Consider the following 20,418-nt stretch of genomic DNA (forward strand, 5'->3'; position numbering starts at 1 on the left):
TTTGATTGCTCAAGCTATCATTACAAATCCCGTCGCACCGATCCGGCCGCGTTGAAAAAGCGCATTAAAGAGATTTGTGAGACTCGCGTTCGATATGGGTACCGACGCGTTCATTTTGTGCTTCAACGAGAGGGATGGCATGTGAACATCAAGAAAACCTATCGTATTTACAACGAAATGGGGCTGCAATTGCGCAACAAGACCCCGAAGCGGCGTGTCAAAGCCAAATTGCGCGATGACAGACAAGACGCTGTACAGACGAATGATGTTTGGGCGATGGATTTTGTGCATGACCAGTTGGCAACGGGACGTAAATTACGCGTTCTGACAGTTATTGATACGTTCTCGCGCTACGTTCCCATTCTTGACGTCAAGTTCAGTTATCGCGGCGAAGATGTCGTAAATTCCCTTGAAAGGGTCTGCGTCGATATTGGTTACCCCAAGACCATTCGAGTCGATAATGGGCCGGAATTTATCTCAAGGGACCTTGATCTGTGGGCTTACCACAAGGGCGTAGTTCTAGATTTTAGCAGACCGGGCAAGCCAACCGACAATGCCTTCATCGAAGCCTTCAACGGCAAGTTCCGTCAAGAATGTCTGAACGCGCATTGGTTCTTGAGCCTTGCAGATGCCGCAGAAAAGTTGGAGACTTGGCGTAGATACTACAATGAAGAACGGCCCCACAGCGCGATCGGGAATAAGTCTCCGATCATGCTAGTAAAATCAGACGGTGACACCAGCCCACCAATCTGACGAAAGCCGGAAATATCTAGATCCAGGTGGTCCAAGGTTGGGGGCAAGTGCAACCGGGCAGTTTACCATCATCAAAAACGGTGTCGAAATAGGTAGCCAAAACCTTGGCGTAGATGCTGTTCCTGATGATGTCGAACGCGATTCAAATCTGATCGGGCAGTCCAACTGGTTTTACGACGATGATCTTGATGGAACGGTGGAATCTTTAGTTGTTACCACCACGTTCGAGAACGGTATCGATATTACCGATACGCAATCACTTGAGATGGTCGATGATCTGACGCTGACCAATGCTGACGAGGTTATTGACGCATCAGGGACCACATCCAATTTAGTTGCCGACGGTAGCGGTGGGGCGGACACGATCACGGGCGGCTCAGGTGACGACGAGTTAACCGGCGGTGATGGAAACGATACGATTTCGGGCGGGGGAGGAAACGATACCTTAACCGGCGATGGCGGGTCGCCGGGCGAAACCACTGCAGTAGATTACAGTGATATCTCTGATCCCAGCGGTGACGGGTCAATCATCGATAACGGCGATGATGTAAGCAACGGATTCACCGTTAATGCCGGGAACGTTGATGTAAGTTATTCATTTGTTGATCAAAGTGGCAACGCTACGTTCACGTACGAGACAAATGAAGGGCAGTATATTGATGGCCTCGATGACGAGGTTGATCAACAAGCTATTCGGTTAGGCGGTGGTAACGCGAGTAACGGTGTTACGCCGACCTCTACAACAACGATTAGCTTTTCGCCCGAGAACCCGGATGTTCCTGACGAAGTTGAAAATGTATCGTTTCGTATCAACGACATCGATGACAATAATTGGAACGACGTCATCCGAATTCAGGCGTTTGATGCGGACGGTAACCCGGTTGAGGTCACCTTAACAGGTAGCCCAACAATGACGTTGACTGACACTGATGGGGTGTTAGGAAATGATACCGCTCGTGCGAATAACACCGGCGATAACCTAAACTCTGCGAACCCGAACGGTTCGTTGTTGGTTGAAATCAACGGACCGGTATCTTGGATAACGATCGAATACAGTAACGGCGAAACCAATAGCCAGCGTGTGGATCTAACCGAGCTGAGCTTTGATCCGGTTTCAAGTGGTTCCGACGATATTCTTGATGGTGGGGCTGGCGACGATACGCTCTATGGTGGGATTGGTGCCGATACGTTGATCGGTGGTACTGGCAACGACACTCTGGACGGTGGTGCCGGTGATGACTCGCTCGCTGGCGGAGGAGATAATGACTCGCTTGATGGCGGGGACGGTAACGACACGCTTGATGGTGGTTCCGGGAATGACACGCTCGATGGTGGTATCGGCGACGATACACTGAGCGGTGGTGCTGGCAACGATACGATCAGTGGCGGTGCTGGCACCAATATCGCTACCGGCGGTGGTGGGGATGATACGTTTGTTTATACAAACGGTGAAGGCTTAACGATCAATGATTTTGGGACTGGTGCGACTGACGCTAATGATGGCGACGCGACCAACAATGACTACATTGATCTGACCCCATACTATACAAACCAAAAAGAGCTCGAGGCCGATTTGGCCGACGATGGTTTGCTGAACCAAAGTGCGACTGGTGACGATGTCGATCTTACCGATAATACAGAACTTACCGGTACAATCACCGGTTTGTCCGGCTTGGATGGTATCACAGCATCAGAGCTTCTTGAGCAAACAGGCGTGGCATGTTTCGCAGCGGATACGTTGATTGAAACGACTGCAGGTGAGCAGGAAATAAATCGCCTATCCACTGGTGATTTTATTATGAGCACCGCGGGCCAGTCGCTTGAGATCAAGTGGATCGGTGGGCGCGAAGTGACCGCACAAGAGCTTGCTGATAACCCGAAGCTGCGCCCAATTCGTATCACGGCAGGTGCACTTGGCAACGGTTTGCCCAAACATGATCTGTTGGTTTCGCGTCAGCACCGAATGCAGGTGTCGTCCAAAATCACGCAGCGCATGTTCGGCGAGCAAGATGTTCTTGTTGTAGCGATTAAGTTAACTGAAATGCCTGGTATCTTGATTGACGAAACCGTTGATAATATCACTTATTACCACATGATGTTTGAAAAACATGAAGTGGTTCTGGCGAATGGTGCCCCATCAGAGAGCCTGTTCACTGGTCCCGAGGCACTGCGGTCTGTTTCTGATGAAGCACGCGAGGAAATTCTAACGATATTCCCGCAAATCGCCGACATTGACTATGGTTGTGAGCCGGCGCTGCCGCTTATCGAAGGTCCTGCGCGCCGCAATTTAATCGCGCGTCATGCCAAAAACGATCGAGCGCTTTTGGAAACGTGGAATGGTTCTGCATCACTTCGTTGAATGGTGCTTAACTACAAGTTTTTCAAAGAAAATTCAGAGCGGTAACTTCGTAGCGGCAGTCATACCATGAAGTTACCACTCTGCGAAGAAGCGTAACTGGACCAAGACGGGCAGGTCGTCGGTCGCAATTATAACGTCTAATGAGGCGCGCCATTTCCTAAATCGTCAGATGAAGGTCATTTCCGTGAGTGGTGTTTGCGTCAGGCGCCTTAGTAGATTTCTTCTTAACCTTATTGATAAAGAAAAAATTATCTTGTGCACTCGGGCAAAGGACTTGTTTGCGTTCTCAAAAGCGACGGGGAACTATCCTTTCGGGTAGTTAAAAGAGCCCAGCTTCACGCGCGATTAGCGCAGCTTGGGTTCTGTTTGTCGCATCAACCTTGCGGAATAGCGTTTTCATATGAAGCTTTACCGTGGGCTCTGTGATGTCCAAATCACGCGCGATTTCTTTGTTGGATTTGCCTTCGGTTACGCCTTTTAGAACATCAAGTTCGCGAGCAGTTAATTTTGCAGCAAGAGCGTTCGTGGGGGATTCTTCCGCGCTCGTCATGAAGTCTAGCGGGGCATATTGTTCACCCATCGCCATAAAGCGGACCGCATTGATCATGGACTTGGCGGGCAGAGTTTTCGGGACGAATCCCGCAGCGCCCGCTTCAAGCGCCTGTTCTGCGATTTCGCGCGTCGCTTCACCAGAGATAAGAGCGACACGTTGACCGCCATCTAGAACAAGAGTTTTAGAAAGTCCGGAAAGACCGTTCATTCCGGGCATGTTATAGTCGAGCAAGATAAGATCATAGTGTGGGTCATCTTTGATGCGCACGTGTGCAGCGTCAAGGGTTCCGACAGCGGCGACCTCCATGCCGTTGCCGTTTTCCAAAAACATAACAAGAGTATCACGAAGAAGCTCGTGATCGTCGGCTATCAAAACTCTCACAGATTATCCTTTCGACCACGTCATGGGTATGATGTTGATTATGTACTGATTTGTTATGGAACGTCACGTCACATTTTGCAGTAAAAGTGTATCCGGATGAGCCCCCCCCATCACTAAAGGTACATAATCGGCTCAGTTGCACCATACACCTATCCAATTGCGTGATTGGAGCTAGAGCAGCTTTAATACATTTTGCCTAGGTAAGTTAATTTGTCTCCCGCTGCGCTGCTAACGGGGTGAGTTAGTTTAGTGGCGGGATGCCGCGGTCTAAAAGTTCCTCAGGGTGCTTAAAGGCAGTTGTTCGTTCGAGAGCCTTAGCACAAGACACCTACCCGTTGGGGTAGGTGTCTATACATTTGCCTTAATGAGTGAGCAGTCGTTTTATGTAATACAAGTTCTAGGTGAGTAATTAGGAGACATTGATGTCCTACGTAAAAAGAATTTTCATATCCGCTTTGACCGCTGCAGTGGCTGCAACCGGTAGCGCAAAAGCGGACGAACTTACGGTACCTGAGAATGAAGTGATTTTGACCGTCAGTGGCGATATTGGTGTCATGAACATTGACCACACCGCACAGTTTGATCTTGCGATGCTGATGGATATTGATGCTGCGATTATTGAAACCGCCACGATATGGACAAACGGCTTGCAGACGTTTCAGGGCGTACCGTTGGATGTACTACTTGAATGTCTTGAGGTTTCTACCGGTACTTTGCTGGCGACCGCAATCAACGACTATACAGTTGAAATTCCAGTTTCAGACGTCGTGGAAGGCGGGCCTATGATTGCCTACATGTTGAATGATGATTTTATGTCTATTCGCGACAAGGGGCCATTGTGGATCGTGTACCCCTATGATGATAGCGCCGACTACCGCAGCGAAGTTATTTATTCGCGCAGCATCTGGCAGCTGGATCGGATCGAAATCGTACAATAGTGCGAGCGATCCCGCCGAGGGGGGGGCGACCGTTGAAGATCGATGTGTCCAAACAACGTTGGATCGGCCACGCGTATCTCGTGTTTGCGGGCTTTGCTATTATGGGCGCCATCGCATTTTTATCAAGTGCGGTAGCGCGCGATTTAGACGCGTTGGCGTCGGCTAGCTCTGACAATGTTCAATGGACCGTTTCACAGACGGAAGTAGAGTTCCTCGAATTCACAAAGCAAATCAATATGATCGTTGGCAGCCCTGATATCGGGCTTCAGGAAATGCGCAAACGATTTGATATTTTTTACAGTCGCATCGATACACTGCAATCGGCGTCAGTATATCGCGCTTTGCAAGAACAGCAGGCTTACGCAATTGCACTTGAAAATGTACGGCAGTTTCTAGACGAGACTGTTCCCCTCATTGACAGCGATGATGCTGTTGTGCGTGCTGGTCTTGTTGGAATGATGGAAAGTGCAGAACTTATGCGCCCGCAGGTCCGGCAGATTGCGAACTCTGCCTTAGATTACTTTGCCACCGAAGCGGACCGGCGGCGCCAGGTCTTTGCGACGACCTTGCTCCAGCTTGCAGTGCTTGTGTTGGTTCTGATTTTTGTTCTTGCCTTAGCGATCTATTACTTGCGGCGTTTGAATTTTTTGAACATCAATCGCCGGCGCGAATTGCAAGAATATGCTGAACGGATGAACACGGTTATTCAGACGTCGTTGGATGGTGTGATTGTCGTTGATTCCACCGGACAAATTTTGGCGTTTAATGCTGCGGCTGAATCTATGTTCGGCTATCGCACAAGCGAAGTTTTGGGCGATACGCTTGGCCCATTGATTGTGCCTGAGCACTTGCAGGCAGCGCACAAGCGAGGGATGAAACGCCTGCGGACAGGCGGGGAACGCTATATCGTTGGTAAAGGCCGGGTGGAACTTGAAGCCAAGCGTTCCAACGGTGAGGTCTTTCCTGTCGAGCTTGCGGTACAGTCCGCAAACACAGATGCGGGTGAAATTTTTATTGCGTTTGTCCGTGACATTTCTGCAAACGTTAAGGCCGAAAAAGAACTTATTTCAGCGCGTGATCGGGCGCTTGCTGCGGATCGATTGAAAACTGACTTTTTGGCGACCATGAGCCACGAAATCCGTACGCCTCTCAATGGGTTGCTAGGCAATCTTGCCTTAATACAAGATACGCAGCTTTCTCATCAACAAGAGCGGTATATCCGCAATATGAAAACATCAGGCGACCTGTTGCTGAGGCACGTAACAGACGTGCTAGACATTTCGCGTTATGACGTTGGTCAGCTCGCATTACGTGAGGTTCCCGTGAACCTCGCTGATTTGATTCAAGCGATCGTTGATAGTCAAAGTGGAATGGCGTCTGCCAATCTTACAACCGTCGATTGGAAATGGGAGGGTGAGCCGACAGAATGGGTTCTATCTGATCCAGATCGGTTGCAGCATATTTTGATGAACCTTGTCGGTAATGCCGTGAAATTCACCAAGGCAGGCAGCGTTATGGTTTCGATTGCCGCTAGAAATATTGAAGCGGACAATTATGAAGTGCGTTTTAATGTTGCCGACACAGGGCAAGGCATTGATGAAAAACTACGGTCGCGGATTTTCGACGACTTTGTGACGGGGACAACAGCTTACGACCGCACAGTTGGCGGAACGGGGCTGGGTCTTAGTATTGCGCGCCGATTTGCAACGGCCATGGGCGGAGAGATCACTGTGACTAGCGTAGTGGGTGAGGGTAGCACATTTAGTGTCACACTTCCGCTGAAGGCGACTGAAGCAGTGGTTGATGACGTGCTCGAACCGACGCCAGATCAAACGAGTATTGGGCTCAATATTCTCGTCGTGGAGGATAACGAGATAAACCGTGCCGTTGTACGGGGTATGTTGCACGCTGACGGTCATACAACCACCGAAGTTCACGACGGCGCCGCTGCGGTCGAAATCGCAGCCGAGCATGCCTTTGACCTGATATTAATGGACATAAGTATGCCAATTATGGATGGGCGTGCCGCAACACGCGCGATCCGTGGCGGCACAGGGAAATGTTCGAAAACCCCTATTATCGCTCTGACAGCGAATGCAATGGCGAACGAACAACAAGCCTTTATCAAAGACGGCATGAATGGAGTGTTGACAAAGCCATTGTCGCGGATTGCATTGTTAGAGGTGCTTCATCGCATTTCAAACGAAATTCGGGAGAATGATCCTGTAATGACTGACAACAAAAACCAAAATGAAATGCGCGAAATTTTAGGTGAAGAAGCCTACGAGCAGCTCAAAGTTCAGTTCATCACCGAGGTCGATGAACTGCATCTATGGCTGAGAGAAGTCCAAATTCATGAGCTGACTGAAGTCGCCGCGCGCTGCCACAAAGTTGCAGGCAGCGCCGCTGTCTTTGGTGCGACTGATTACCGTACAAAGCTGATCGACATCGAGAACGCAGCCAAAGCCGACCAACGTGATAAGGTCGCGACGGCAGTTGCATCCCTACCAGAGGTTTGGGGTTCCGTTAAAGAGTGGGTTTAAAACCTACGACAACGGGCCACACTGTTTGCTGCTTTGCCTTAATGACCGGATGCGATCTTGATCTGTAACAGATCCACATTGTGTTCTGTCAATGCATCGCGTTCGTTATCAAAGCGAGACCACACAACATAGTTAGTTTAACAGTACATCGTGTGATAGCGTGTCGTCGTTGCTGAACATAAGCCGCTGAGCGGGTCGTAGCCTCGTACCTAGGTACTGCCACGCCGGAATGCCTGCACGCATGGCGATACCCCCCATTTTTAATGGGGTTCAGCCATAGAATTCATGCGGCTGTTTTTGGTTGTAAGCTCTGGGCCAAACACGGGGCTCTCAAACGAAATACGCTATCGCGAGGCATCGTAGCTGCGCGACAGCGTGGCAGGTTTATTTTACCAATTGAAGATCACCGGACCGTGACAAATCACTGCCCGGTGATCGTCTTATGGGGAAATCGTGACGTCGAATGACACGGAATCTGCTTCTCCTGGTTCATAAACGCCAGTGCAATCCCAGCGGAGTGAGCCAGCATATCCCGCCACGTTGTTGGTTGGCTCAGATACCACGCAGATCAGACCATTACCCAATGTCGTGGGGCTTGCGATAGGGGATGCTAGCGCCGTGTACGACGGGGTTTTGTCATAGATGATCACGTCCGTTGCGACGGTGTCGCTCGGGTTTGATAGGTAGATGCGGTATTGTAGAATGTCGCCTATCGCACCTCCGTTTGACGCGCCTTCGGGGGTGTTTTGAGTGATATTGCGGACGGTCTTTGACAGCTCTAACCGACCTTCGCCGCCCCCAGCAACAACCCGGTCGGTGTTTTTACTGGTGCTCACCACAGTGGTGTTGGTCAGCAATGTCGATGCGATGATATCGTAGGTGTACGCGCTTCCCGCTCCAATGCCAGAGTTCGCAGTGACACGCGAAACGAGGCACACGCGATCCCCGGTAGAGACTGAAATCGGAGCCGTGATGACGGTGTCCGGTGTCGCGTCACAGCCTAGGTCACGATACAGCGTCGCGCTAAAGCTGTTCGCCGGTGACATCGCAGGGTTGGCATAGGAAAAGTCGACAGTGCCTGATGTGAATGCGGTGTATTCGTGACGAAGTGCAACGACTTGGCCGCTTTCAACACTCGCTTCTTGATCACGCGTGAGAGTCGGGGCCTTTACCAAGCCTAAGTCCAAGCCTGCGTAGTTGCTGTTCGCATCTGGCGTGAAAGTGTAACGGCCATCGTGCGGATCACTGTTGACCAAAGAAGGTAGGCCAGTTGTGTTTTCCGAGACCGCTATCAGGCCGGGTAGCGGGGTGACCGTGACCGTTAGTGGGCCAGTGTATGCGCCGTCCAATCCGTAGGCCCAGCTTCCGTCTGCTGCGATGGTTGGGTTAGCGATAAGGCTACCTGATCCATCCAAGATCGACAGAACTGCGCTTTGGGTGCCGACTTCGGCGCCATTTGGCACCGCATCATGGGGCGTGCCGCTGTTGATGCCATTGTCTAGGAACACGGTGCCAGAGAGCAAGCGTTCGCCCGTATCTAGAACGACTGTCACGCTTGCTTCGTCGTCGTCCGCAATACCGTCGTTCAGATCGTCGGTGACAATGCCGACGCCTGGATCACTGTCAGGATCTTCGACCGAACTTGCCGTGATTTCGGCGACATTGGTGTGGTTGCCGGTTGCCAGCATCGTTACGCGAATTTTAAGCGTCTCAGTCGCGCCGATCGCAACACTGCCGACGGTCCAAAGTCCGGTTGCCGGATCATAGGTGTCGCCCTGTGCCGCAGCATCATCTGAAACATATGCAAACCCACTGGGCAGGATGTCGTTCACAAGAACCCCTGCTACAGCTGCCGGGCCATCGTTGGTCACAGCCAAAACAAAGTCTAGTTCTGTACCTGCAAGGGCAGATGTTATCGTTGACCCATCGGCTGCCAATTCGACAGTCTTGATGATAGATAGATCTGCCAGTCCAGCGATAAAGCCAAAGTCCAGTCCGCCACGTGTACTACCAGCGGTTACCCTGATCCCTGACAGGGGGTTAGGTGTCGCTGAGGTATATCCGGGTGGAAGGTCGGCATCATTTTCTTCGACTTCGATCCGATAGGTGAATTGCGCCGATAGGTTTTCCACAAGATAGCTGCCATCGGCTGTGCTTACGACAGATGTAACCAATGTGTCGTCTACGGTCGTTCCCGGCGTGCCGTTGTCATTATAAACGTCGACGGAGATGTTAGGGATACCTGTTTCACCAATCTCGAACGCGCCAGACCCATTGGTATCTTCGTAAACTGTCCCAGCTAAGGCACCTTCTGGAGGAAGTGGTCCAAGCCGTGATGGACAACCTGCGCCGTCGTTGCGGAATTCTTCGCTGATGCTCAGTACGCTGATAAGCTGACGCTCTGCAGAGCCATTACCCGCGATGCCTACATCAACTTCGTACATTTCGTTTGATATGTTTTGGTTCACGTACATACGGCCATAAAAGTCAAACCAGATCGCGCCATAGTCCGCTGTCCAAACTGCAGGGCCAAACTCAACGGGCGTGCGTGTGCCAGCTGCACCACCCGCGGGATCAAAATAGAATAGGCGATTTGTTACATGGTTTACGCCATAGATCATTCCGTCATTTGGGTTGAATGCAATGTCGAACGGGTCAACAGATGATGTCAGCGTCACACGTCCCAGATCAATGGGGTTCAAAGGATCGCTGATATCTAACAGTTGGAAGTCGTTTGTATTTTGAACCTGATAGATCATCACCCCATTGGATAGAATATCGCCCGAGTTATAACCCGTTGCTGCGGATAGTGGGAGCGCTGCCACAACATTGAAACGGCCCAAAGAATCAAGCTGTACAAGGTCACGTTCAAATTCGCGCACGCCGTAGAACAGCCCATCAATAGCGTTGTAACCCCAGCCACCGTTATACGCGACACCCGCAGGTGAACCGATGTTCGTGACATCAATCGTGTGGCCACCAGATCCATCTTCGGTGAATACTAAACGCTGCAATTGTGAATCAACCCGCGCGATGCGGTAGAGAGTCCCGTCACATGTGAACGGGACAGCACCCGCAGATAGCACAACTCGGTAGTCCTCGACCTCGCCGTCAAAATTCAATCCATCAAATGGATCTGCAGCAAAGCCACTAGATGTCGACCAACGCAGCCGGGCGTAGCTGTAGCCACTTACAATGTTGTTAGGCACAGCAATGTCTAGGCTGATTTGGTTGTTGAACACCCCGTCGGTGTCGCCAGTGCCACCGTCACGGTAGTCTGTTGCGACTTGTTCTGACGCATCAAAAATTCCGTTTTGGTCAAAGTCGATCCAAACCTGTAGGTTCGTAATACCTTCTGTCACAGGAATACCAAGTGCGAGCTGTGCGCTGAGTGTTTCATGTGTTTGCACTGTTAACGATACCGTTGTTCCAGCCTCAAGGATTGGGAATGAGACAATGGAATCTTCATCATCGGCTCCTGCAAAGTCATCTGCGTCGGCCTCAACGCTATGTTGTGGAACAGTTTCAGAGTCAGGCAGAGCTGCGCCGAGGTAGATTTCGTTGACGATAATATTGCGCGGATCACCATAGCTTGCAGGTGCATCACCACGGTCAACAAAGTCGGCCGCAGCAATGACGAGAGAATAATCTTCGGCCTCGCCGTCGACTGCAAATGCAGATGGGCTTAGACCTGTGCTGGATGAATACCGAAACCGAGCGAAAGTTGTATTCGTTGTCGCGTCAGATGGAACAGCGACATCAACTTGGATCACGCCATCGCCCGCAACATTATCAAATGCCGTACCATCGTCGCGCAAATCTACAGCAACACGTTCACCAAGAGTCTCTTCAAATAGGCCGTTGCCATTAAAGTCGATCCACCCTTGCAATGCCCCATTGCCGGTCACGGTAATATCAAGTGTGCTGATTGTCCCTTGAGTGAGAAGCGGAAATACGATGGATTCTTCATCGTCGGTGTCGAGCAAGTCATCTGCGGTCGCTGCCGCGTCAGACTGCGCCACAAACTCTGCATCCGGTGGGACCGTACCAAGATAGATCGTCGGTATATCAGGGACAGAGTGCGGGGCCGTCAAATAGCTGACAGGTGCATCACCAAAGTCAAAACCATTACCTTCGAAAACGGATACAGTGACTTTGGCACGGTCACAATCGTCCGGAGTAATTGCATCACACAACCGATATTCAATCTCGTAAACACCAGCAGGTACGCCGACAGGCACCACAACGCGGCCAGCGTTTGCGCCGGCGGTTTCTAGCACCGGAACAGGATCGCCCGCATTTGCTGGTGTGGCTGGGCTAATGACTTCTATGGTTGCATTCAGCGGTGTAGCAGGGAGTCCGTTGATTGTATCGTTGGTCATCACCTCGCCAGCGGTACCGCCAGCAAGCGTATTTACCGGTGAAGCGGTGTAATCGTCATCTTCGGCAACAACGTTCGCTGAGATGTTCGAAATGGCACAGAGCAAGATACCAGATCCGCGAGTCGCTGGATTTGTTGAAGTACCAGTATATCCATGAATGAACTCACCTTCTGTGAATGTATCGAATTCGTAGGTTACGTAGTTGTCAAAATCTGTTTCGTTGGGTTCGTCCGTCCAATCAAGCGGGTTACCTGTTTTAGCCGGGTCCATAGCGATGGCGGAACCGCCGCTTGAGAACGACGCTAGCGGGGCCGTGTTGAAAAATGAGATCGCTGTCGCGGGTTCAATTGTGCCAACGACATCAGATGAATCATCGCTAGCTCCGCGGCTGTCGACATCAGTTTGTTGGAAGATAAGACCGTTTACGCGACTTTGATCAATCACTGTGCCTTGCGGGTTGGCAGGGGTGGCCGAACCATCCTGCACTAAGCGTATGTTGTACGTAACATAACCGTTGTCAACGGGGATCATGCGCGCTTCGAAACTCGTCGAGAGGCGCAAATCAATCGCGTTGCTGATTTGCGTTAGCTGAAAGATGACATCGATTGCATTGCCGCTCGAATCTGTTGTCACGTCTTCGTATAAAAATACGTCATTTGTCGTGGGCGATGCCGCGCTTCCTGAACCAGCAAGCTGTGTGCGTGGCTTATTCAGCAACGACACTGGCGTACAGGTTTGTGGGCCCGGCTGGCCTGGTAACAAAAGCGTCGAAAGTGCCAATGTCTGTGGATTCGACTGCAAGCGCGAAACAAATGGTTGCCCAATTGTGCCGATGCCTGCCGTGGCCGAACTGTCAACCGCACCAGTGAGTACATCAGCGGCAGTTACGGTGTAGGGCGCCGTACATGTTACTGTTCCGCCGGGCGCAACAGGGGCAGAGATCGCTGGGCAAGTCACCGTTCCCAAAAGGTCATCTTCAATAATGATGTCTTGGTTCGTGTTAAAGGGGAGGGCGCCAGTATTTGTTACAACATATTGGTAGGTTACGCTGTCGCCGGCAAACCCGGTTGCGGGCGACACTGTCCGAGAGAGCGATATGGTCTGCGGTACGTTGAAATCTGCATCAGAAAAGAACCCGCCGCCACGTGCTGCCGGATTTTCACCGAAAAACAAAGGACGCACGTTACCGATGGATTCATCATAAAATACTGTTGCCGTGGATGTATCGTTTGGAAAGGTTGCGACGACCGTTCCGGTATCATCATTGGGTGAGCTCGGCGACGTGCCAAAGCCGTCAACATATATACATTGCGCCTGGTTTGCAGCAAGTGCACCGGTCCCACCTGACCCAACGCCGGGTCCTACGAGCACGACAGGTGTCGCTGCAACCGTTGCCAGCGTAGGGTTCCCGTTGTCGCCGGTGATGGTCACAAAATCACATCGGTCGCTCGCGTTGTTATTATCTGATGCGTCAATATCAACGACGCTAATTTGTAAGCTATCGACAGGAAATCCGATCCCGCCGGATGAAAAGCTGATAGATGTGCTGACGGTCGCATCACCGATATTGGCCTGTCCTGCGGGTGCATCCGCGACGAGAATCAGGCTTTCTACATTGCCGCCAAAAATAGTGTCGTCGTTCGGGGAACTTGCTGGACCATAACTTGCGAACGTACCAAAAGCTTGGATAGCCGTGTCAATTTCAAAGCCATATTGGTCTTTCAGAACATATGTGAATGGGCCAAGAGCACCCTCCGGCCAATCGATCACGCTCCAATCGAGGCTGAAATCGCCAGCTTGCATTTTGGTCGGTGCGACTGCTGTCGACAGCGATGCCAAAGCGAGGGCCATCAGCCCCGCTTTGCGACGGACAGAACAGGACAAGGGGAATTTCTTTGTAATCGTCACAACATCAACCTCTCTGTACGTGCCAAATAGTCGGCGCGACATAATTCAACTTTCTCGTCAGCCATACGCGCCTAAACCTGTGATTGTGGGTTTTCGGCGCGGAATATGGTTCTGCTTAGATATCATCCTAGTAAATTGCATCTCGGTGCACCAAAGAGCGTATGCACATACCTTAGAGCATTCGGGTGATACACTATACTTCCGGATAGTATCACACATTGTCCGAAGTTCGATTTCATCATTGCGATGCAATATTTGCGCGATCACCCTTGGATTGAATTTATCACGCGTTAGTAAAAAATGGTTTGCCCCCGGTAGAGAGCTAACCGGGGGCAAACACAACGCTCGCAAAGTGGGCGGTTCCTGACTAGTTCAGAAGCGCAGTTGGGGGGCAGTCGGCTGTCTGAAAATAGACGCCATTTCCCGGTCAAATGTGGCCCAAGTGATGGTTGCTCGGTTGCCAGCATAGCCATCATAAGCGGACCGTCCGGTACTTGTTGGCAAACCAGCCCAAACCTTTGCGAGGTTGTTCATAAATCGTGTGCGGCCAATGCGGCCTTCGGTAAATGCGTCATATCCAGCATCCTTCAGCAAGATATCGGCAAGGTTGTCCTGCAAAGCAGGCGAGAATCTCATGTTGTGGGAATACCCGCCACGGCGCATCAGATCCCGTAGGGTGGATGGAATGAACTGATATCGTCCAATTGCATGCGGTTGACGTGGCGTCGCCTCGACCCAAGCCAGAACCTGTCCGACAGTCATATTCGTGGGTAAATCACTTGGCAGCCGTGTTGCGCCATGGTGTATGGTATCGTATCCGCGCGAGTCTGCTTCAGCGACCGCAATCAACGACAGAAGTCTTGATATTGAGCTTCCATTTGCTTGGAACTGCAACCGCGAATGTGACTGTCGTTGGCTTGCTACCCATTGATTCAAGCCGCCCGTCGTTTGCGCCGCTTTCCAAAACTGAGCAGTCGATATGGTGTCCCATTCGTGGCTGCTAGAAATGCTGTAAAATCCCGATAAATCAATGTCTTGTGCCGCCGCAGGACTAGCCAAAAGCGCGCAAAGGGAAATGAATATATGTCGTTTAATACCGGTCATACTCGTATCCTTGTTCAACGTAACAACAATAATTTCTGTCTCGGTTACCTTGCCATGCGTCGCGGCGGTTGGCGTGCTAGAGAAAGGATAATTAACAAGAACAAAGGATAGTTCACGCGACTTTAGGATAGTGTTGATGCCGAATGTAGTGTCGCGCTGGGCGGCGTATATGCTGCTCAGATTCCCGCTTTGACCCGGCGGTTGTCATATTGCCATAGGCCGATTTTACAGATTAGGTGCACGGCTTGCAGTCGAATCTCTATTGAGATCGCACGGTCTGCGTGCAACGCTATATTCAATTGTAAATTCTATGTATGATACCTTCGATGCCGTGTGTCTTCTCGAATAAGTGCATATGAAACGTCGGTTTTTGATGGATACGGAACGCGACGACGCGCTTAGCGAAGGTGGCAGTAAAGTAATATGGTCGCCCGTCCGTTTGGTTCGCGGGGGGAAAGAAGAGGGTACTGATGAAGATTTTAATTGCTGATGATCACGACATGGTTCGCGAAACGATTGCTTTATACCTACAACAAGAGCACGGCGAAAATGTTGTCCAAGCATCCAGTTTGGATCATGCGCTTACATCGATACAAAACAGCCCTCCTTTTGCTTTGGTGCTCCTTGATTACGAGATGCCAGGCATGAATGGGCTAGCGGGCCTTGAACGCACGCTTGCGGTGAATGGGGGCAACCCAGTTGCGTTGATTTCGGGAACAGCGAACAAATCCGTGGCTGAAAAGGCGTTGGGCATGGGGGCGGCTGGTTTCTTGCCAAAAACAATGGCTGCGAAATCGATGATTAACGCGGTGAAGTTTATGGTGATGGGGGAAATCTACGCCCCGCTTGATTTCATGACCGCAGAAGAAGAAGAGAATGCCGCCGCCAGTCAATTATCCCTGCGTGAAAAGCAGGTGCTAAAAGGAATTGCCGAAGGTAAATCCAATAAGGAAATCGCCCGTGACATCGATTTGCAGGAAGTCACGGTCAAGCTGCATGTGAAGACATTGTGCCGTAAGCTTCAGGCCAAGAATAGAACGCAAGCTGCAATGATCGCACGTGATCGACATATGATCTAAAAGAAAGCACCCAGTTTTTTGCACTGTGCGTCATTTGTATTCCGACTCTGATTGGACCCTTGCGTTGCTTTAAAGTGAGAATTTAAAGCCGAACGTCCAAAGGTGTTCGTAGTCCCCCAAATGTTCATCCCCGGGCAAATACTGAATGAATAGTGGGATTTTGTCATGCGTAAACTCTATTCCACCGATCGCAATTATGTCTGACCCGCCAACGCTAACGGGGGTGTCACTACCGGTATTAGGATAATGTGCAAAGCCAATAAAGGGATGAACATAAAAGCCGCCCGCGCTTATGCTTACAAAATCTGATGTAAACGTGGCTGATGCTGCAACTTTGGAAAAGCTGTTTTTGTGGACCCCTAACCGTGTACTTGCCATGTCACAGTCCCATGAAACAAAGATGCCAGGGTTGAATTCATCAAAATCTTGTTGTGCGTTTATGTGATTAGACCCGATCAAAACTGCGATCCCGTCTGGTTTCAGAATTTCACAATTTTCAGCAAAAATGGGACTGGCTATCGTTGTAAGAGCAACTGCAAACAGATGTTTTCTCATAGATGTGGATCCCTCTTTTCTTTGGTGACCTGCTGACCTTATGGGCATTTGATAAACGGTAAACTGCTAAGTTTGAGTTTATTTCCAAGTATGCGATGTCCCAACTTTGTAAGTTTTAGCTATAAACTGTGCTGTGCTTTAGCGGACATTCAGCTTGGCTGTGCTGCATCTATTGCCAGCATATTCTCTTAACGACGTTGCCAAGTAGCCGTTCTATATTGACCTTCATTGATACGATGAATTTGTTCATTTGACTGTGATAATTCTCACAAAACCAAGGAAATTGGTTTTGCGATTCTCCGCTGTAAAGGATGTGAGAATGGGTGTTTTCCCTTAGCTAAGGTAATTTCACGCCCGCTTTGCACCAGTAACCGTTCAGCTTCTGCTAGGCCGAATATACTTACCTACACCTTCGGATAGTCGTTTAGCTAAAGAGCCATGTGGTGACCTTTTGAGAGGATACCGCTGTCCCCTCCTTTCTAGAAATATTGAGACATCGACCTGCACTGGATTGCCCCAGAGCAGTCAATTTCAAATGCCTAGCTGACGATGCGTCGGCCCTTGAGAGAAGGAAAAGAAATTATGTCTATCAATGCAATTGCTTCAGCGATCAAGTTTTCGCTTGCTCCAGCGCTGGCACTTGTCGCGCACACGGCGGTCGCCCAAGATCTGAGCAGCACCGCGGATTACAAAATCGTTGAGATGTCCGCCGAAGGTGAAGAAATGCTTGTGCAGCGCAGCGAAGTGCGTCCCGGCGAAATCATCGAATACACGCTGACCCACAGCAACAACACTGAGATGGAGATGAATGGCCTTTCAGTGTTCGCACCCGTTCCGGAGGGCGTCACGCTCGCACTGGGCAGCGAATATTCAAGCGTTCAAGCGCAATTCGAAATCCAAGCCGAAATCGATCCGGATCAAGATGGTCTGGAGTGGTCGACGTTGCCAGCAATGCGCACCGTGATCGCCGAAGACGGTACGAAAATTCAAGAACCTGTTCCCGCTGAAGCCATCGAGGCGGTGCGTTGGAACTTGGAGGTCGCCCTCGCTGGCGGCGAGGCGACATTAAACACCTATCGGGTGGTCGTTAACTGAGCGGACGAAGCCCGCTCAGTTTGGTCGGGTTTGTCAATTTTAAATCGTAGAAAAGGTACAAGACAGTGAAATATCAAAAAATCTTACTCTCGAGCAGCGCTCTCGTTGCAGCAGCATTCGCTGGATCGACGGCATTTGCTGCGCCACCTGACGCAGGGACTGTGATCGGCAACCAAGCGGTTGCGACATATACAAACGGCGCAGGTGACACGATTACCGTGACATCAAACAAAGTTGAAACTGTTGTTCAGCAAGTTGCAGGCGTGACATTGACGTCCGACAACACAGAAAAAGTCGCACCCGGTGGTAAGGCATTCTTGCCGCACATCATCACCAACGATGGTAACGGTCCAGATGCGTTTGCGCTGACTGCGACTGAAGGCGCGGGCGGTTATGATTTTGCGTCTGTGACGTTCTACGCTGATGCCGACATGGATGGTGTCGCGGATAACGCCACTCCAATTACACAAACACCAACATTGGCCGCAGGCGAACGCTTTGGTGTTGTCATTGATGCAACAGCGCCGTCAACAGCAACGGCTGGTCAGACAGAAACGCTGACAGTTGCCGCAGCCAGTATCCTGACAGCTGCTGTTACATCGACGAACACCGATACTCTGACAGTTTCATCGCAAGCGATTATGGAGTTGGTCAAATCGATGGTTGTCGACAAAAGCGCAGGCGACCCAAATATCGTTGACGCAGGCGATACGGTCACGATCACGTTGACCTATTCGAACACCGGCTTGGCTGCAGCGACAGCATATGCGGTCGAAGACATTATCGACACGAACCTACCATACACGGTCAACTCTGCTCAGTGGTCAGATCGCGCTGTAGCGGGTGGCATGGATGAAACAAACGGCACCGGTGTCGATGCAACGAACGGCTCTGGCGAAACAATCGTCTACCAAGTCAACGCGGCCACAAACACGATCGATTTTACAATCTCAAACGTTGATCCAGGTCGTACAGGGTCGGTTACATTCGAAACAACAATCGGCACGCTTGCTGATGCTGGTTTGATTGAAAACACAGCCACACAGTCTGACGTGACTGGCAACTATCCACCATCAAATACCGCGTCTGTTACAGTTGATCCGCAGTACGCGCATGTGATGGACGATACGTACACGCAAGCTGATACAACTATTGTACGTTCGGCAACGGATGATGGCGCTGCAGGTGACGACGAAGTGACTGAAACCAGTGACGTGTCACAAGGTGGTGTCATTGCGTTCGAATTCGTTGTTGGAAACGACTCTAACAAAATTGACAGCTATACGCTCGACTTTGCAGATGTTGATTTTCCAGCAGGCACATCCTTCCGCTTTGTTGGCGCTGATGGCATCACGCCAGTTGTTGGCAGTGTCGGACCACTTGCACCGGGTGAAGCAACGAAAGTGACCTTGCTAGCAACATTGCCAAGCAACACAGCACCTACAGCTGCTGGCGCAACGAACTACACAGCGACAGTGGATGCGACTTCGGAAGCATCAGGCCAAGTGAACAGCTCGACTGCTGAATTCACAGGTGCTGTTCAGGCTGCTTCGGTCGATTTGGAAAACCGCGTCGCGGGTTCCGAAGGTGACGGCGCTGCGCCTACGAACGGTGGCAACCCATGGGTGATCACAAATACAGATCCTGGCGTTGCAGTTAGCTTCCCGATGTCGATCGAAAACCAAGGTCCAACGTCTGACAGCTACAACCTGTCTTTGGCAGCTCCACTGCCTGCAGGATGGTCGGTCGAATTCCAATTGGCAGACGGCACAATTGTAACCAACACTGGCACAATCCCATCTGGCGCGATCGCTGATATCGTTGTCGTGATCACACCTGAAGATGGTGCCGCACCACAGGATCAACTGGTTGAAATCGTACTCACGTCGCCTGTTTCAGGTCAAAGCGATAGTATCGTTAACCAAGTCACTGTGAACGAGGTCATCGACGTTGCAATCGTTGCGGATCAGACGGTCCAAGCTGCACCGGGTGGTGTTGTCGATATCCGTCACACTATCACCAACGAAAGTAACATCACAATCACTGAAGGTGCGATCACGCAAAGTGGTTTGACTGACTTCTCTGGTGCAATCTACTGGGATCAGAACGCTGATGGTGTCCTTGATCCATCTGATCCTGTCATCGACAACTTTGATGATATCGGTGGCCTTGCAGCAGGTGATTCAGCATCGCTGATCTACCGTGTGCAGGCAGGTTCCGTACCGGGTGTTTCTGAAATCGGCACACTGACGTTGGCAACGAGCCTGAACGGTGCGACCAAGACAGATGGCGATACAGCAGACAACGCTGTTGAAGATCGTATCGTGGTTGTTTCCGGTGACGTGACTTTGGTGAAAACCCAAGCCATCGATCCAACCTGCACAGGTGTTGTCGGAGCCTTTACGAAGGACCGCCAAGACGTCGAGCCAGGCCAGTGTATCCGCTACCGTGTAGAAGCCAGCAACACAGGCACCGCGCCAGTTGCAAACGTTGAAATCAAGGACGTTGTCCCTGCTTACACCACGTTTGAAAATTGCGGTGGCACATGTGACGCGACGGTTACACCAAGCGGCACCAGCACAGTGACGACAGCGACTGCTCCGAACATTGCCAGCTCTCACGGTACTGTTGATCCGGGCAGCAACGCGACACTCGAATTCACCGTGAAGGTGGATGAGTAAACCGTACTCACGGCTACAGCGTTTTTGTAGCTGATGACAAAGTCTCTCCCGGTTCAAAATCGGGAGAGACAGTTACCAGAGTTTTAG

At 50.8% G+C, this 20,418-nt stretch carries 11 protein-coding genes; 7 read left to right on the top strand and 4 right to left on the bottom strand.

The window, feature by feature from the left end; translation table 11 throughout:
- Both CLV80_RS00005 and CLV80_RS18730 read left to right on the top strand, forming a co-directional pair.
- Positions 1 to 753, top strand: a 753-nt coding sequence (locus CLV80_RS00005) for an IS3 family transposase (protein WP_106353445.1), incomplete at its 5' end; no start/stop codon positions are given.
- Positions 731 to 3,112, top strand: a complete 2,382-nt coding sequence (locus tag CLV80_RS18730; RefSeq protein ID WP_106353448.1) for a Hint domain-containing protein — start codon at positions 731 to 733, stop codon at positions 3,110 to 3,112. The genes CLV80_RS00005 and CLV80_RS18730, both read left to right, overlap by 23 nt.
- 319 nt (positions 3,113 to 3,431) lie before the next feature.
- Here CLV80_RS18730 and CLV80_RS00015 read toward each other — a convergent pair whose 3' ends face one another.
- Complete coding sequence (locus CLV80_RS00015) at positions 3,432 to 4,046, bottom strand: LuxR C-terminal-related transcriptional regulator (RefSeq protein ID WP_106353450.1); 615 nt, start codon at positions 4,044 to 4,046, stop codon at positions 3,432 to 3,434.
- A 422-nt stretch (positions 4,047 to 4,468) separates the two neighbouring features.
- On the opposite strand from CLV80_RS00015, the gene CLV80_RS00020 reads away from it, so the two are divergent.
- Positions 4,469 to 4,984 (top strand): putative pterin-binding protein, encoded by a 516-nt coding sequence (locus CLV80_RS00020; RefSeq protein ID WP_106353452.1) that lies wholly within the window; start codon positions 4,469 to 4,471, stop codon positions 4,982 to 4,984.
- 32 nt (positions 4,985 to 5,016) lie between these two features.
- A complete protein-coding gene (locus CLV80_RS00025) occupies positions 5,017 to 7,527 on the top strand; it encodes a hybrid sensor histidine kinase/response regulator (protein WP_243394322.1) in 2,511 nt (836 codons plus the stop codon).
- Positions 7,528 to 7,967: 440 nt separating this feature from the next.
- Here CLV80_RS00025 and CLV80_RS00030 read toward each other — a convergent pair whose 3' ends face one another.
- Together CLV80_RS00030 and CLV80_RS00035 are read right to left on the bottom strand one after the other, a co-directional pair.
- On the bottom strand, positions 7,968 to 13,859 hold the full coding sequence (locus CLV80_RS00030) for a GEVED domain-containing protein (protein ID WP_106353454.1): 5,892 nt from the start codon (positions 13,857 to 13,859) through the stop codon (positions 7,968 to 7,970).
- A gap of 330 nt (positions 13,860 to 14,189) precedes the next feature.
- On the bottom strand, positions 14,190 to 14,921 hold the full coding sequence (locus CLV80_RS00035; protein ID WP_106353456.1) for a lysozyme family protein: 732 nt from the start codon (positions 14,919 to 14,921) through the stop codon (positions 14,190 to 14,192).
- A 470-nt stretch (positions 14,922 to 15,391) separates the two neighbouring features.
- Here CLV80_RS00035 and CLV80_RS00040 point away from each other — a divergent pair, with 470 nt between their 5' ends.
- A complete protein-coding gene (locus tag CLV80_RS00040) occupies positions 15,392 to 16,000 on the top strand; it encodes a response regulator transcription factor (RefSeq protein ID WP_106353458.1) in 609 nt (202 codons plus the stop codon).
- Positions 16,001 to 16,069: 69 nt separating this feature from the next.
- Here the strand turns inward: CLV80_RS00040 and CLV80_RS00045 are convergent, their stop codons facing one another.
- Positions 16,070 to 16,555 carry a hypothetical protein gene (locus tag CLV80_RS00045; RefSeq protein WP_106353460.1) on the bottom strand — a complete coding sequence of 162 codons (486 nt, stop codon included), beginning with the start codon at positions 16,553 to 16,555 and terminating at the stop codon, positions 16,070 to 16,072.
- Positions 16,556 to 17,137: 582 nt separating this feature from the next.
- Here CLV80_RS00045 and CLV80_RS00050 point away from each other — a divergent pair.
- Together CLV80_RS00050 and CLV80_RS00055 are read left to right on the top strand one after the other, a co-directional pair.
- Positions 17,138 to 17,650, top strand: a complete 513-nt coding sequence (locus CLV80_RS00050) for a DUF11 domain-containing protein (RefSeq protein WP_165793274.1) — start codon at positions 17,138 to 17,140, stop codon at positions 17,648 to 17,650.
- 65 nt (positions 17,651 to 17,715) lie between these two features.
- Positions 17,716 to 20,331 (top strand): beta strand repeat-containing protein, encoded by a 2,616-nt coding sequence (locus CLV80_RS00055; RefSeq protein ID WP_106353464.1) that lies wholly within the window; start codon positions 17,716 to 17,718, stop codon positions 20,329 to 20,331.
- Positions 20,332 to 20,418 lie beyond the last annotated feature (87 nt).

The sequence above is a fragment of the Yoonia maritima genome, from assembly GCF_003003285.1.
GTDB lineage: Bacteria > Pseudomonadota > Alphaproteobacteria > Rhodobacterales > Rhodobacteraceae > Yoonia > Yoonia maritima.

Excerpts from the sequence above, each read along its gene's own strand:
- CLV80_RS00020 (WP_106353452.1), top strand. The coding sequence starts at position 4,469 with ATGTCCTACGTAAAAAGAATTTTCATATCCGCTTTGACCGCTGCAGTG.
- CLV80_RS00040 (WP_106353458.1), top strand. The coding sequence starts at position 15,392 with ATGAAGATTTTAATTGCTGATGATCACGACATGGTTCGCGAAACGATT.
- CLV80_RS00035 (WP_106353456.1), bottom strand. The coding sequence starts at position 14,921 with ATGACCGGTATTAAACGACATATATTCATTTCCCTTTGCGCGCTTTTG.
- CLV80_RS00030 (WP_106353454.1), bottom strand. The coding sequence starts at position 13,859 with ATGTCGCGCCGACTATTTGGCACGTACAGAGAGGTTGATGTTGTGACG.
- CLV80_RS00050 (WP_165793274.1), top strand. The coding sequence starts at position 17,138 with ATGTCTATCAATGCAATTGCTTCAGCGATCAAGTTTTCGCTTGCTCCA.
- CLV80_RS00045 (WP_106353460.1), bottom strand. The coding sequence starts at position 16,555 with ATGAGAAAACATCTGTTTGCAGTTGCTCTTACAACGATAGCCAGTCCC.